The sequence below is a fragment of the Nocardioides sp. genome (assembly GCF_047602075.1).
Classification (GTDB): Bacteria; Actinomycetota; Actinomycetes; order Propionibacteriales; family Nocardioidaceae; genus Nocardioides.
The window spans coordinates 2284506-2297216 of sequence record NZ_JASGIF010000001.1; the positions used below are offsets into that span (position 1 = coordinate 2284506).

The 12711-nt window shown below is 69.3% G+C and carries 14 protein-coding genes; 7 read left to right on the top strand and 7 right to left on the bottom strand.

Going from position 1 to position 12711, the window contains the following annotated elements; all coding sequences use genetic code 11:
• Positions 1–4: 4 nt before the first annotated feature.
• Both QM714_RS11555 and QM714_RS11560 read right to left on the bottom strand, forming a co-directional pair.
• The gene (locus tag QM714_RS11555; protein WP_415100558.1) at positions 5–1249 is read right to left on the bottom strand and encodes a fatty acid desaturase family protein; all 1245 of its coding nucleotides are present in this window, start codon (positions 1247–1249) and stop codon (positions 5–7) included.
• A 49-nt stretch (positions 1250–1298) separates the two neighbouring features.
• Positions 1299–2414 (bottom strand): ferredoxin reductase, encoded by a 1116-nt coding sequence (locus QM714_RS11560; protein ID WP_415100560.1) that lies wholly within the window; start codon positions 2412–2414, stop codon positions 1299–1301.
• 84 nt (positions 2415–2498) lie between these two features.
• Between QM714_RS11560 and QM714_RS11565 the strand changes: the two genes are divergently transcribed.
• Together QM714_RS11565 and QM714_RS11570 are read left to right on the top strand one after the other, a co-directional pair.
• The gene (locus QM714_RS11565; RefSeq protein ID WP_415100562.1) at positions 2499–3692 is read left to right on the top strand and encodes a helix-turn-helix domain-containing protein; all 1194 of its coding nucleotides are present in this window, start codon (positions 2499–2501) and stop codon (positions 3690–3692) included.
• 9 nt (positions 3693–3701) lie between these two features.
• Entirely contained in the window at positions 3702–5177 is a 1476-nt protein-coding gene (locus QM714_RS11570) for a hypothetical protein (RefSeq protein WP_415100564.1), read from the top strand.
• Between the two features lie 12 nt (positions 5178–5189).
• Here QM714_RS11570 and QM714_RS11575 read toward each other — a convergent pair whose 3' ends face one another.
• Positions 5190–5816 carry an HAD family hydrolase gene (locus QM714_RS11575; protein WP_415100566.1) on the bottom strand — a complete coding sequence of 209 codons (627 nt, stop codon included), beginning with the start codon at positions 5814–5816 and terminating at the stop codon, positions 5190–5192.
• Positions 5817–5924: 108 nt separating this feature from the next.
• Here QM714_RS11575 and QM714_RS11580 point away from each other — a divergent pair, with 108 nt between their 5' ends.
• Positions 5925–6419: a sigma-70 family RNA polymerase sigma factor gene (locus tag QM714_RS11580; protein ID WP_415100569.1), complete on the top strand. Its 495-nt coding sequence runs from the start codon at positions 5925–5927 to the stop codon at positions 6417–6419.
• Positions 6416–7201 carry a hypothetical protein gene (locus QM714_RS11585; protein WP_415100571.1) on the top strand — a complete coding sequence of 262 codons (786 nt, stop codon included), beginning with the start codon at positions 6416–6418 and terminating at the stop codon, positions 7199–7201. The genes QM714_RS11580 and QM714_RS11585 overlap by 4 nt, the downstream gene beginning before the upstream one ends.
• A gap of 12 nt (positions 7202–7213) precedes the next feature.
• Here QM714_RS11585 and QM714_RS11590 read toward each other — a convergent pair whose 3' ends face one another.
• Positions 7214–8491: a type II toxin-antitoxin system HipA family toxin gene (locus tag QM714_RS11590; RefSeq protein WP_415100573.1), complete on the bottom strand. Its 1278-nt coding sequence runs from the start codon at positions 8489–8491 to the stop codon at positions 7214–7216.
• Between the two features lie 143 nt (positions 8492–8634).
• Here QM714_RS11590 and QM714_RS11595 point away from each other — a divergent pair, with 143 nt between their 5' ends.
• Positions 8635–8988, top strand: coding sequence for a VOC family protein (locus QM714_RS11595; RefSeq protein WP_415100575.1), 354 nt, complete (start codon positions 8635–8637; stop codon positions 8986–8988).
• 74 nt (positions 8989–9062) lie between these two features.
• Here QM714_RS11595 and QM714_RS11600 read toward each other — a convergent pair whose 3' ends face one another.
• Positions 9063–10505 (bottom strand): MFS transporter, encoded by a 1443-nt coding sequence (locus QM714_RS11600; RefSeq protein ID WP_415100577.1) that lies wholly within the window; start codon positions 10503–10505, stop codon positions 9063–9065.
• A gap of 63 nt (positions 10506–10568) precedes the next feature.
• On the opposite strand from QM714_RS11600, the gene QM714_RS11605 reads away from it, so the two are divergent.
• A complete protein-coding gene (locus QM714_RS11605) occupies positions 10569–11138 on the top strand; it encodes a TetR/AcrR family transcriptional regulator (RefSeq protein ID WP_415100579.1) in 570 nt (189 codons plus the stop codon).
• A gap of 11 nt (positions 11139–11149) precedes the next feature.
• Positions 11150–11917 (top strand): MBL fold metallo-hydrolase, encoded by a 768-nt coding sequence (locus tag QM714_RS11610; protein ID WP_415100581.1) that lies wholly within the window; start codon positions 11150–11152, stop codon positions 11915–11917.
• Here QM714_RS11610 and QM714_RS11615 read toward each other — a convergent pair.
• Together QM714_RS11615 and QM714_RS11620 are read right to left on the bottom strand one after the other, a co-directional pair.
• Positions 11898–12236, bottom strand: a complete 339-nt coding sequence (locus QM714_RS11615; RefSeq protein ID WP_415100583.1) for a DUF5615 family PIN-like protein — start codon at positions 12234–12236, stop codon at positions 11898–11900. The genes QM714_RS11610 and QM714_RS11615 overlap by 20 nt on opposite strands.
• Positions 12233–12652 (bottom strand): hypothetical protein, encoded by a 420-nt coding sequence (locus QM714_RS11620; RefSeq protein WP_415100585.1) that lies wholly within the window; start codon positions 12650–12652, stop codon positions 12233–12235. The genes QM714_RS11615 and QM714_RS11620 overlap by 4 nt, the downstream gene beginning before the upstream one ends.
• Between the last annotated feature and the right edge of the window lie 59 nt (positions 12653–12711).

A 12711-nucleotide genomic window follows, 5' to 3' on the forward strand; every position in this document is an offset into this window, starting at 1 on the left:
GCCGCTAGGCGGCCGCGGCGGCGACCTTGGCCGGTGCGCGCTTGCGCCGGGCCAGCTGGGTCATCCGGGCCTGAGCGACGCGGCGCACTCGCGGGCCGCCCTTGATCATCTGGCCCAGCGTCTTCAACTGCGAGGGCAGGTTGCGCACGGTGGTGGTGTCCAGCCAACCGTTGGGCAGCGAGAGCCGGACCACCTTGTGCCAGGCGGAGTAGACCTGCGGCACCAGCGGCCGGGAGCAGTAGTTGAGGTCGTACTTCTCGAACAGGGCCCGCACCTTCGGAGCGATCTCGGCGTAGCGGTTCGACGGCAGGTCCGGGAAGAGGTGGTGCTCGATCTGGTGGGAGAGGTTGCCGCTCATGATGTGCACCAGCTTGGACCCGGAGATGTTCGCCGAGCCGAGCATCTGGCGCAGGTACCACTCCGCCTTGGTCTCACCGTCGATGGACCGCTTCTCGAAGGTCTCCACGCCCTCGGGGAAGTGGCCGCACATGATCACCGAGTGGGACCACACGTTGCGGACCACGTTGGCCACGAAGTTCGCCGACAAGGTGTGGAAGAACGACGGCCCCGACAGCAGCGGGTGGACCACGTAGTCCTTGGTCACCTGGCGACCGATCTTGCGCAGCACCTTGCGGGAGTTCTCCTTGAACTCCGGGCTCTTGGTCGTCCCCTTGGCGAGGTTGCCGCGCAGCTCCAGGTCGTAGGCGGCGATGCCGTACTCGAAGAAGCAGGCGTTGAGGAAGTTCCACAGCGGCTGGCCGAGGTGGAACGGCTCCCAGGGCTGGTCCTCGTCGACGCGCATGATGCCGTAGCCGAGGTCGTTGTCCTTGCCGATGACGTTGGTGTAGGTGTGGTGCAGCTCGTTGTGGCTGTGCTTCCACTGCTCCGCCGGCGTCGCGTTGTCCCACTCCCAGGTGGTGGAGTGGATCTTCGGGTCGCGCATCCAGTCCCACTGCCCGTGCAGCACGTTGTGCCCGATCTCCATGTTCTCCAAGATCTTGGCGACGCTCAGCCCTGCCGTGCCCACGAACCATGCCGGCGGGAACAACGAGAACAACAGCACCGCACGGGAGCCGAGCTCCAGGTAGCGCTGCGTGGCGATCACCGAGCGGATGTACTTCGCGTCGCTGGCGCCCCGGGTGTCGAGCACCTCCTGGCGGATGGCGTCCAGCTCACGGCCGAGCTGCTCGATGTCCTCGGGCGTCAGGTGGGCGACCGGGTTCTCGTCCTTCTTCTGGATCGTGGTCACGGGGGCTCCTTGGCGTGGGTACGTCGGTGGTATGGGTCGGTCGTGGGTGTCAGTGGTCGATGAGGCAGTCGCCGGCAGCGGCGTTGATGCAGGTCTGCACGATGACGCCGTCACCGTCTGTCGCAGTGGTGATCTCCCCGTTGCGGAGATCACGGACGGCGCCCTCGCGCAGCGGCAGGACGCAGCCGAAGCAGATGCCCATCCGGCACCCGCTCGGCATCAAGACACCGGCCTCCTCGGCGGCGTCCAGGATCGGGGTAGCGCCGTCGGCCGAAACGGTGACACCGGCGCCGGCGAAAGTGACCGTGCCACCCTCGCCGGCGACGATGCGAGTCACCCGGAACTGCTCGGTGAGCAACCTCAGCCCGGCTTCCTCGTGGTGCTCCTCGAGCGCCTCCAACAGACCGGCCGGGCCGCAGGCGAAGGTCGTCCGCTCTGCCAGGTCCGGGACCAGGTCCGTCAGATCGGCGAGGTCGAGCACACCGTGCACGTCGTCGTACCGCGACACCAGGCGGATCACGCCGGCGGCGTCGAGTTTGCGAAGGTCGGAGGCGAAGATGGTGTCCGGCTCCGACGGGGCGACGTGGAGGACGACGATGTCGAACGGCTCACTGCGGGCCAGCCGCAGCACGCCGGCGTCGGTGGAGGGGAAGAGGTTGCGCAACATCCCGATCACCGGGGTGATGCCAGAGCCGGCGGTGACGAACAGGAAGCGGCCACCGTCGGGCGGGAGCACGAACTCGCCGGCAGCCGGCTCGAGGTGGACCAGAGTGCCCGGCTTCGCCTCGCGGACCAGGTGGTTGCTCACCAGCCCGTCGGGCACGGCCTTGACGGTGATCGAGATGAAGCCGTCCGGCCGCGGGCCGTGGGTCAGCGAGTAGGCCCGCCACTGCCGGATGCCGTCGACATCGATGCCGATCCGGATGTACTGACCTGGGACGTGCCCGGCCCAGTCCGCCCCCGGCCGGATCACGATCGTGGCGGCGTCCGCGGTCTCGGGGTGGATCGAGACGATCCGACCCCTCAGGTCAGCGCCCGGACGGAGCGGGGCGACCAGATCGAGGTAGTCCGCGGGCAGCAACGGGGTCGTCGCCGCCTCGGCCACCTGCCAGATCCGGGCACGGAGCTTCCCGCTCCGCTGGTCGGGTCCGGCCATCAGACTCATGGCCCTACTCTGCCTGGCGGCCTAGGATAATTCCTGACATCAGGATGTGAATCCCAGCGTGAATTTTGTTCGAAGGAGATAAAGATGCCCGGCTCTAACTTCGGCGAGCACGGTTCCACCACTCCTCGACTGGACCACCGGGTGATCACCATGCTCCGCGGTGAGCTGGCCGAGGTCGCGGAGCACACCATCGCGGCGGTCACTGCGGAGGTGCCGGCCTACGGCGACGCGTTCGGCGGGCCGATGGGACGCACCATCGAACAGGCGGTCCAGATGGCCCTGGCCGGCTTCTTGCGGCTCGCCTCCCGGGAGGCCGGCGACCCCGGCACGCCGATGTCCTCAGCGCTCGACGGCGCCTACCGACTCGGCCAGGGCGAGGCCCGCAACGGCCGCAGCGTCGAGGCTCTGCTGTCGGCCTACCGGGTGGGTGCCCGGGTCGCCTGGCGTGAGCTGGCCGCCACCGCCGTCGCCAACGACCTGCCCGCCGACGCGGTCGCCAGCTTCGCCGAGCTGGTCTTCGCCTACATCGACGAGCTGTCGGCGGCTTCGGTCGCCGGCCACAACGACCAGACCGACAGTTTCGCGCGTGTGCGCGAACGCGATCTGGATCGGCTCGGCCAGGCCCTGCTCCGCGGCGACCCGGCCGATGCCCTGCACGCCGCCGCGGCCCAGGTCGAGTGGACGCCGCCCACGTCGCTGACCGCAGTGATCCTGCCCGATGCCCAGGTCCGCCCCGCACTGCTGGGCCTGCCCGCCGCCACCCTTGAGCCGAGCGAGGCCGCCGAGCCTCCTGGCGAAGGACTGGCCGTGCTGCTGGTCCCCGACGCGGGAGGGCCGGCCCGTCGGGGCCTGCTCACCACCGTAGCTGGACGGGGCGCAGTCGTCGGTCCGCCCCGGGCCTGGATCGCCGTGCGGTCGTCGTACCTCCGGGCCCTGCGGGCCCTCCCGCTGGTCTCTGGACGGGACACCGTCGACACCGAGGAGCACCTCGCCGCGCTGGTGCTCGACGCCGATCCCGAGGCGCGGGCGGACCTGCGCACCCGTGCCCTAGCGCCGCTAGCCGGGCTGCGACCCGCCACGGCGGAGAAACTCGCCGAGACCCTGCGCGAATGGCTGCTGCACCACGGCCGCCGCGACGACGTCGCCACGGCACTGTTCGTGCATCCACAGACCGTGCGCTATCGGATGGGGCAGCTGCGCGACGCGTACGGCGACGCGCTCGACGACCCACGCACCCTTCTCGAGCTCACCATCGCCCTCGCCGAACCAGCGTCGTAACCTTCGACCATGGCAGAGCAGTCGGTCCGAGGCGTGGCGTTCCCGAGGACCGACGAGGACGGGGCGCGCAGCACCACGGCCTTCGGCCGCTCGGTGGTGCAGGCAGCACTGGCTGATGTCGACCCGGTCGGTGCGCGAGCGGCGGAGCAGGAGACCAGTTGGCGCAGCGGCTATCTCAGCCACTTCCGGCGACTCGTCGAAGCGGGCATCGACAACCCCGACGGCGCCCGACAGTCGGCGCTGACCGGGGTCACCGCCGTCGTGGACGGCATGCGCTGGGTCAGCCCCGACAGCACCGAGCGAGCGCTATCCACGTTGATCGAGGAGCCCGGTGAACCACAGGTCTCGATCGGCACCGACACGGTCGCCGGGTCGGGCGCCCCGGTGAACGAGCTCGTCGTCCCACGCCACGGGGAGCAACTGCGCGGCGACGCGCTGCGCCGTGCCACCGACCAATGGGTCGCCGACGGGGTGATGGAGCCCTCCGCGGCGGCGGCGATCCGGGCGGTCGTGGCGCACCCCGAGTGGCTCGCGCTCCGCGGCCGCACCATCGTGGCGATGGGCGCGGGCGCCGAGGTCGGGCCGACGCCGGTGCTGTTGGGCTGGGGTGCCACCGTGGCCGGCATCGACCTGCCGCGTCCCGAGGTGTGGGCCCGCGTGGTGGACCAGGCAGCCGCTGGCGCCGGGACTCTGCTGATGCCGGTCCGTGGTGACTCCGGCACGTCGACCGAGCGAGCGGGACTGGACCTGCTGACCGAGCTGCCCGAGGTGATCGACTGGGTGGAGGGCCTCCCCGGCAGCCTGGTGCTGGGCAGCTACCTCTACGCCGACGGCGGCACCAACGTCCGGCTCTCGGCGGCCGGTGACGTCCTCGGTGCGCGGCTGCAGAGGCACCGGCCCGATACGACGTTGGCGTTCTTGGCCACCCCGACCGATGTCTTCGCCGTGCCTCGCGAGGCCGTGCAGGCCTCGGTGCGCGCCTACGAAGCCCGCTCCCGCTGGAGCAAGGTCCCGGGTCGCGGGCTGCGTGCGATCAGTGGTGGCCGACTGCTCCGTCGCGCCTACCGTCCCGGCGCCGATCCGGGGATCTGCGACGCGCTGGTGACCCAGCAGGGTCCCAACTACGCACTCGGCAAGAGGATGCAGCGTTGGCGGGCGACCGCCGAGCGGGCTGCCGGACGTCCGGTGTCGATGAACATCGCTCCGCCGACCCGGACGGTGTCGGTGGTCAAGAACCGTGCGCTGGCGGCGGCGTACGCCGGTGCCCATCGCTTCGGTCTCGAGGTGTTCGAGCCGGACACCACTCGGGTGTTGATGGCGGCGCTGCTGGTGCACGACCTGAACGTGCCGCCCAGCACCGGTCAGGAGCCGTGGCAGGAGGAGGCCAACCAGGCCGTCCATGGTGGCCTGTGGCGCTCGCCCTTCGCGCCCCGGAGCGCCCTCGGCCTGGCCGCGCTGCTCGGCTACGGCTCGACCCGCTCCTAGCAGCGCAGGACGTCACCAGCGCAGGCCGAGCCCCCGCACCTGGTCGACCAGTGTCTGCTGACCTTGGGTGAAGTCCCAGTGGATCGCGGCCAGCCCGGCGACACGTGCGGCGACGACGTTCGGCTCCGTGTCGTCGATGAACAGCACCTCACCAGGCGCCGCGCCGATCCTGGCCACGGCCCGCTCGAAGAAGCCTGGGGCCGGCTTCATCCGACCCAGCTCGCAGCTGTAGCAACAGACGTCGAAGAGGTCGTCGTAGCCGAGGTTCGCCTTCATGTACGACGCCCGGTAGGACTCCTGGTTGGTGCCCAGATGCACGCCGTACCCCGACGCCTTGAGCTCCCGGACGAAGGCCAGCGTCGGTTCGACCACCTCGATGCGACACCAGACATCGGCGTACACCTGCTCCACTGGCGCCTCCACTCCCCACCGGTGCAACGACGCCGCCAGCATCGGCAGGTAGTCACCACGACCCGCAAGCGTCGTCTGTCCCTCCGCCCAGGTCTCGTGCAGGAAGTCGCGCGCACGCTCCCCGAGGTAGGGCTCGATCGCGGCATACCAGCCTCCGGGGACGTCTTGGATGACCCCATCGGCGTCGAACAGGACATGCCGGATCGGGCCTTCGGGACAGGCTCTCACCGCCCCATCGTGTCATCCGATCGTTCGCCGCCCTTGCCCGAGCGCCACGATGCGGGAAAGCTTCAGATCGCGACTAAGCGAAGTCCCGGGCCGGTGCGTCTTATGGATATGGGCGAGGACGAGTTCACGGCGTTCTATGCCGCGAACAAGGACAGATGTCTGCGCGCCGCTATGGCCTACGGCATGGGTGCCGAGGCCGCTGAGGACGCGGTCGCGGAGGCGTTCTCCCGTGCCTGGGCTCGCTGGCGCCAGGTTCGAGTGCTCCAATCCCCTTCGGCGTGGGTGGTGCGAACTGCGATCAACGCGGACATCTCATGGTGGCGTCGTCGACGTCGTGAGGCACCCCACGCCGACGGGCAAGCCGACGTGCCTGCTCGAGGGCAAGAAACGCAGATCGAAGTGGAGACGGATCTCCTAGCAGCCATCCGAGGGCTGCCTCCGCGCCAGCGCGAGGTCGTGGTCCTCCGGTACCTGCTCGACTTGGACACCGTTGCAACGGCTCAGTCTCTCGACATCGCGCCGGGGACGGTCACCGCCACATTGCACCGGGCGCTCAAGACACTTCGGGACCAGCTCGATTGCAAAGAGAGGAGCCTGCCATGACGCAGCTCGAGGAGCAGCTTCGCGAGCTCGGCCGCGACCTGACGCTCGACCACCCCGTCGCGGACATCATCGTGCGGGGCCAGGTCATCCGTCACAAGCGCCGCCTCCAGATCATCTCCGGCGCCGTCGCAGCGGGCATAGTCCTCGCAGTTGCCACGGCGGGTCTCAGTGCCATCGCCTCGCGGTCGTCACAAGTCTTGTCCTCGGGTGTTCCGTCCGGGACGAAGCCAGGGTGGAGCGCGCAGGCCATCGGCCTCACCCCTGGCGAGTTGCGGACCACGAACAAGATCTGCCGATCTAGCCGAGAAGGCGAGCCGCTGCGATCGACTCCCATTGCGGCCACGGCCCTCGGCAGCGGGGCGTCGCTGCTGCTCTACCACGAGGACGGGCTGCTGTGGACCTGCGAGACCACAGGTCATGCCGGGGGCACGGGCGCCGGCCCTTGGCCGTCGACTCCCGTCAACAACGAGATCCCCCTTGCCGACCTCTGCTCCACCACCCTGACCGTTGCGCAGGTGCTCGGCACACCGGTCGGCAGCCACACCAGATATCCGGGCTACCACCTCGTGTGGGGACGCGCTGCCGCTCAGGTCAGCGGCGTCGTCGTCACAGCCGACGGTCGCAGCCGGTCAGCCGGCATGGCCGACGGCCTCTACTTCGCCCTCGTCCCTAGCCGGGAGGGAGTCGACCTGAACGCGAGAACGACGCCGACACCAACCGTCACCGCTATCGCGTACTCCGACTCGGGAACGGTCTTGGGTCACGACAAGCAGGCCTGCTAGCGGCCGTGTCGGCTAACGGATGGTGGGGTTCAGGATCTGGTGCTCCCACATGGCCCGTCGCTCCGCGGCGGTGAGGTGGGCGGCGTCTGCTGCGGCCGGCCACTGCTCACGGATGACGGTGACCTGCTGCTCGATGATCTCGGCGGCGTCGGCCCGGTCGAGGTGGTAGGTGGGCGCGGCGTCCAGACAGACCGAGAGGCGTCCCTCCCGACGGCCGTCGCGGTCGATGGCCATGGCCTGTTGGGCGGTGCTGCCGAAGCGCGACTGCGGGCAGAGGTCGTACGCCGGCGTCAGGGTGAACGCATGCCCGTCCCAGAACGCGGCGTGGTTGCGGGGATGGTCGTCGGTGTTCGAGATGCAGATGTTGAACACGATCCGGGCGAACAGCTCCCGCAGTGTCTGGTCAGGGTCGGTGAACCGGGCACGGATCTGGTCGGCAAAGTCCGGATAGGTGGCCTCGGGCGAAGTCGACTCCCCTAGTCCGACGATGGTCTCGGCCGAGACCATCACGCGACGAGCGACCGGGGTTTGTGGCCCCGACTCGGCGGTCGGCACCCGGTCGAATCGCTCGACCAGCAACACCTCTCGGCCGGCGGCTTCGTCGAGAAGGACCTCGGGGACGTCGAGCCCGACCCGGGCAGCGAGGTCCATCGCGACCGCCTCTGCGCGCACGACCGGATAGGTGTCGGCGTGGGTGCCCAGCTTCGCCACCCAGCCTCGTCGGCTGCCGTTCGGAGCGGTGTCGCGGAGCAGCACCTTGGGCCGCGCACCGCCGACGGCTGCGCCTCGAAGCACGACGGCACCGAGAGTCGCTGTCGGCGGCTGCCCTGCCAGGAGCTCGTCGACTGCCTGCTGCATCTCGGCCAGCGAGGTCCGCTCGGCCACCCGAGGCACGTACTGCTCCACGCTGGCCTGGAAGTCGAGTCCGCCGATGCGGTCACTACCCGGCTCGAGCAGATAGGACAGCAGGCCCAGGTAGTCCCCGTCGAGATCGCGACCGAGGCGTCGAGCATGGATGAGGCGTCGTCCCCATCCGTCCGGCCCGACGTCTCGGAGGACGCCCGCGACACGCTTCCCTCCTGCTGGTCGCTGCCATCCCGCCTGGACCGGAAGCTCGGGCAACGCGATCGCGTCGTGGCGCTCGAGGTAACTGGACTCGTAGCCGAACACCCAGACATCGCCGTCCGCGCGCAACAGGCCCGCGACGACCGGCTCGGTCTGGCCGGGGAGCCACACCCAGACGTACGCCTGATCGGGCTGCCCTGTCGGGGCCGGTGTCACAGCAACCATGTCTCAGCCATCCTCCCAGGCTTGGACCGAGGACATCCGAGGAGGCAGCAGGGGCGGCCCCGCGCCCCGACCCAGGGAGTGGAAGGGTGGCCGGTGCGCGCTGCGCGCATCCGCTGAGCCATCCCGCATCGAAGGAGGAACCCGTGAGTGACAAGGACGTCCGCATGGTGCTCTTGTCGACCGACAACCTGGACGAGTCGATCGCGTTCTACACCGAGGCCCTCGGCTTCTCGCTGAAGTTCCGCGACGGCGCCCACTATGCCGCGCTCGACGGCGGCTCGGTGACCCTCGCCCTGGCCACCTCGATCGACCATCCGCTGCCCGGCAAGGTGGTTGTCGGCGTCAAGACCGACGACGTGGACGGCGCGGCCCGGGCCATCGAGGAGGGCGGTGGCGCCGTGGTGAAGGCGCCGTACGACGACGCGCACGAGCGGCGTGCCGTCGTCTACGACAACCAGGGCAACGGGCTGGTCTTCTACAAGCCACTTCCGCGCTGATGCGGGCACGGCTACTGGTGCGTACGACACGCCTGCCGTGTCGTACGCACCAGTAGGCTGCCGACCGGGCGCCGTCAGCTCCGGGTCTGCCGTCCCGGCGCGAACAGTGCGGCGATGGTGCCGAGCGCGACAGCGGCGGCGCCGGTCAGGATGGCGGGACCGATGGCGCCGTCGTAGCCGGTGGGGCTGATCGTGCCGCCGCTCGACTCGAAGACGGCGACGAGCACCGCGACCCCGAGGGCGGTGCCGAACTCACGCACCGTGGAGTTGGCCGAGCTGGCGGTCGCGAAGTCGTCCTCGGGCAGACCGTCCAGGACGGCGGTCGCACTCGGCGCGAAGGTGAGTCCCATCCCGACTCCGGCGAGTAGGAGCGGTGGCACGAAGTCGGCGTACGGCGCCATCGCCTCGGTGAGCGCCGCGAACCACACCAGCGCCACGGTCTGGGCGAGGAGCCCGACGAACAGCGGGATCCGCACACCGATCCGTCCGGCGAGGATGCCGGCGACCGGCGCGACCACCATCGGAGCAGCGGTCCACGGAAGCGTTCGCAGGCCGGCCTCGAGCGGGGTGTAGCCCTGGACGACCTGGAGGTACTGCGCGAGCAGGAACACCGTGCCGAAGATCCCCATCGAGAAGCCCAGGCCGATCAGGTTGGCCACGGTGAAGCCCCGCGAAGAGAACAGTCGCAGCGGCAGGACGGCGTCGCTCCCGAGTCGCTGCCGACGCAGGGCGTGGGCGACGTACGCCGCCAGCAGCGCGGCCGATAGGACCAGCGGCAGCACGACCGCGCTCGATCCCCAGCCGTCGTCGTTGCCGTGCACGATGCCCCACACGCCGGCGAAGACGGTGCTGCCGAGGAGCGCGGTGCCCAGCAGGTCGATGCGCTGCCACACCCCTCGCGACTCGCGGACCGTCAGTTGGACGAGGGGCACGGCGAGCATGGCGACGGGGACGTTGATCCAGAAGATCGCCTCCCAGTTGATGCCGTCGACCACGGCGCCGCCGACGACCGGGCCGAGAGCGACACCGAGGCCGGACACTCCGCCCCAGATGCCGATGGCGGCCGGGCGTAGGCGGTCGGGGACGTTGGCGGCCAGCAGACTCAGCGACAACGGCATGATTGCGGCCGCGCCGAGACCCTGCACGCCACGCGCCGCGATCAGCGCCTCCGGTGTCGTGCTCAGCGCGGAGGCGATCGAGGCGAGGGTGAACACCGCGATGCCGCCCAGCATCATCCGGCGCCGGCCGATCCGGTCTCCGAGCGCGGCGGCCGCAAGCATGAAGGTGGCGAAGCTGAGCGTGTAGGCGTTGACGAACCAGGACAGCTCCCCGACCGTCGCGCCGAGGTCGGCGCGGATCACCGGCAGCGCCGTGGTCATCACGAGGTTGTCGAGCGTGGCCATGAACATCGGCAGCGACACCGCCACCAGCACCAGCCAGAGCGGGAAGCGGCGGTCGGGTCGTGCGGGCGGACGCCGGTCGGTGATCGCGTCCGGCGAGACGAGGGTGGTGGACATCTGGTCTCCAATAAGGCATTGAATGATTACTTCCTCGGACAAAGATAGGCATTGACTGATAACATGTCAACCATGGCGACCCGGATGGCCGCAGCCGAGCGGCGCGAACTGATGCTCGACGCGGCCACGAAGATGTTCGCGCAGGGTGGCTACGCCGGCACCAGCACCGACGCCGTGGCTCGGGAGGCCGAGGTCTCCCAGCCGTATGTCGTGCGGATGTTCGGCACCAAGCTGGACCTGTTCATCGCCGTGTTCGAGCGCGCGTGCCGCAGCATCGAGGACGCCTTCGTCCGGGTGATCGCCGACAGCGAGTTCGACGCCTCCTCGGAGGCGGGTCGAGACCAGCTCGGCGAGGCCTACGTCGAGCTGCTCCGCGACAGCGACCTGCTGCACGTGCTGATGCACGGCTTCTCGGCCGCTGCGGTGCCGGAAATCGGCCAAGTCGCCCGTGCCGGGATGGAGCACATCTTCGAGACCCTGCGCACCACCGGCTGGGAGGACGAGCAGGTGCGCGACTTCATCGCGCAGGGGATGCTGCTCAACGTGCTCCTCTCGATGAACGCCTTCGAGGAGCGCAGCGGCGGCCTCGCCGACCTGGTCTCGGTCTGCCTGCCGGAGTCACTCGACCAGTAGCGGAGGCGAAGATGGCGGCACTCGGCGTCGCGGAACCCTGGTTTCGGGTCGAGCGCATCGACGATCAGCTGACCCTGATCACCGAGCCCTCGGTCAACGGCTGGCTCCAGGCCAACAACTGGCACCTGCGCGGACGCGACGCCGACCTCCTCATCGACTGCGGGCTCGGCGTCGCGTCGATGCGCGATCTGGTGCTCGACCAGCTGTCCACGCGTGAGCCGATCGTCTTCCTGACCCACGCGCACCTCGACCACATGGGGTCGGCGCACGAGTTCGCGGACGTCTGGGCACACGCTGCCGAGCCGACCGACCAACCCGGTCGGGGGTCGCTGGTCGGCGCGGAGCTCAAGCGCATCCTCGGGCTCGAGAGTGTCGAGACCGACCCGATGCCCGAGTTGTTGCTCGACGCACTTCCGCTCCCGGACTACGACCTGACGTCGTACGAGCTGCGACCCGTCACCCCAACGAGGTATCTCATCGACGGCGACGTCGTCGACCTCGGCGATCGGCGACTCGAGGTGGTGCACCTGCCGGGCCACACTCCCGGGAGCATCGCGCTCTACGACGAAGGGGCCAGGGCGATCTTCACCGGAGACGTGATCTACGACGACCAGCTCCTCGACACCTGTCACGGCTCGAGCATCCCGGACTACGTCGAGACGATGAGACGGTTGCTCGACATGGATATCGCCATCGTCCATGCGGGTCACGCGCCGAGCTTCAGCGGTGACCGGATGCGTGAGATCGCGGAGGAGTACCTCAGATTCCGCGGACGATAGGCCAATGCGCACCGACGTAAGGGTCTGGGTTCTCGAGGAGCCAACGATGCAGCGCCCGGGCAAGCGCAGCCGCTTGAGCGCCTCCGGCTGGAAGGTGCCGCTTCAGCACGAACAGCAAGACCAGATCCCGCTCCGCGGCAAAGTCGGCGACATTCTCCGTGACCACTCCGCGCTGCTCCGCCCGCGCTGCCTCGGCCACGAGAGCATCGTTGGTTGCCCGTAGGCCGACCTCCGCTACATGCACGACATCGTGCCCGCTGCCTTGCAGCAGGTCAGCGGCCGCCACCGGGAACATCTCGTCGATGAGGAGCCCTCTCACCCCAACAGCGCCTCGCGCTGGTCCACGGCGCGGCGAGCTCGCTCGACCGCCTCTTCATTCCGTTCGATCGCAGAGCGAATCTCGTCCGAATGTTCGGCGGCGTAGTCCAGTGCAACGCGAATCAGCCGCGGGTGCAGCCCGGACTCGTCGCTGAGCGCTCGAATGCGGCCCTCCTCTGGACCATCGAGTTCGCGCAACCGGGACACCACTTCCCATACATCGGGCCCCGCCGCCAGCGCAGCACGGCGGGCACGATCTGGACCACGGAAGACAATCCCGGGGCGGTCGAGCGCGCGCACACCCTCCACGATGAGCCGCTCGAGGAGCGCGGTGGCACTGACACCCTCTGCTCTTGCTCGTTGGTTGAGAGCATCTCGGGCGTCAGCGGTGATGCGATAGGACGTGCTTGTCGTCATACCGCAACTGTAGCGCACGGTCGCTACGATAGCGGTACACGCGTCCAGTGTCCCACACG

What these genes read in the sequence shown, in the direction of transcription:
- QM714_RS11585 (WP_415100571.1), top strand. Translation starts at nt 6,416, where the DNA reads ATGACGCAGCTCGAGGAGCAGCTTCGCGAGCTCGGCCGCGACCTGACG.
- QM714_RS11590 (WP_415100573.1), bottom strand. Translation starts at nt 8,491, where the DNA reads ATGGTTGCTGTGACACCGGCCCCGACAGGGCAGCCCGATCAGGCGTAC.
- QM714_RS11580 (WP_415100569.1), top strand. Translation starts at nt 5,925, where the DNA reads ATGGGCGAGGACGAGTTCACGGCGTTCTATGCCGCGAACAAGGACAGA.
- QM714_RS11605 (WP_415100579.1), top strand. Translation starts at nt 10,569, where the DNA reads ATGTCAACCATGGCGACCCGGATGGCCGCAGCCGAGCGGCGCGAACTG.
- QM714_RS11565 (WP_415100562.1), top strand. Translation starts at nt 2,499, where the DNA reads ATGCCCGGCTCTAACTTCGGCGAGCACGGTTCCACCACTCCTCGACTG.
- QM714_RS11600 (WP_415100577.1), bottom strand. Translation starts at nt 10,505, where the DNA reads ATGTCCACCACCCTCGTCTCGCCGGACGCGATCACCGACCGGCGTCCG.
- QM714_RS11570 (WP_415100564.1), top strand. Translation starts at nt 3,702, where the DNA reads ATGGCAGAGCAGTCGGTCCGAGGCGTGGCGTTCCCGAGGACCGACGAG.
- QM714_RS11610 (WP_415100581.1), top strand. Translation starts at nt 11,150, where the DNA reads ATGGCGGCACTCGGCGTCGCGGAACCCTGGTTTCGGGTCGAGCGCATC.
- QM714_RS11620 (WP_415100585.1), bottom strand. Translation starts at nt 12,652, where the DNA reads ATGACGACAAGCACGTCCTATCGCATCACCGCTGACGCCCGAGATGCT.
- QM714_RS11560 (WP_415100560.1), bottom strand. Translation starts at nt 2,414, where the DNA reads ATGAGTCTGATGGCCGGACCCGACCAGCGGAGCGGGAAGCTCCGTGCC.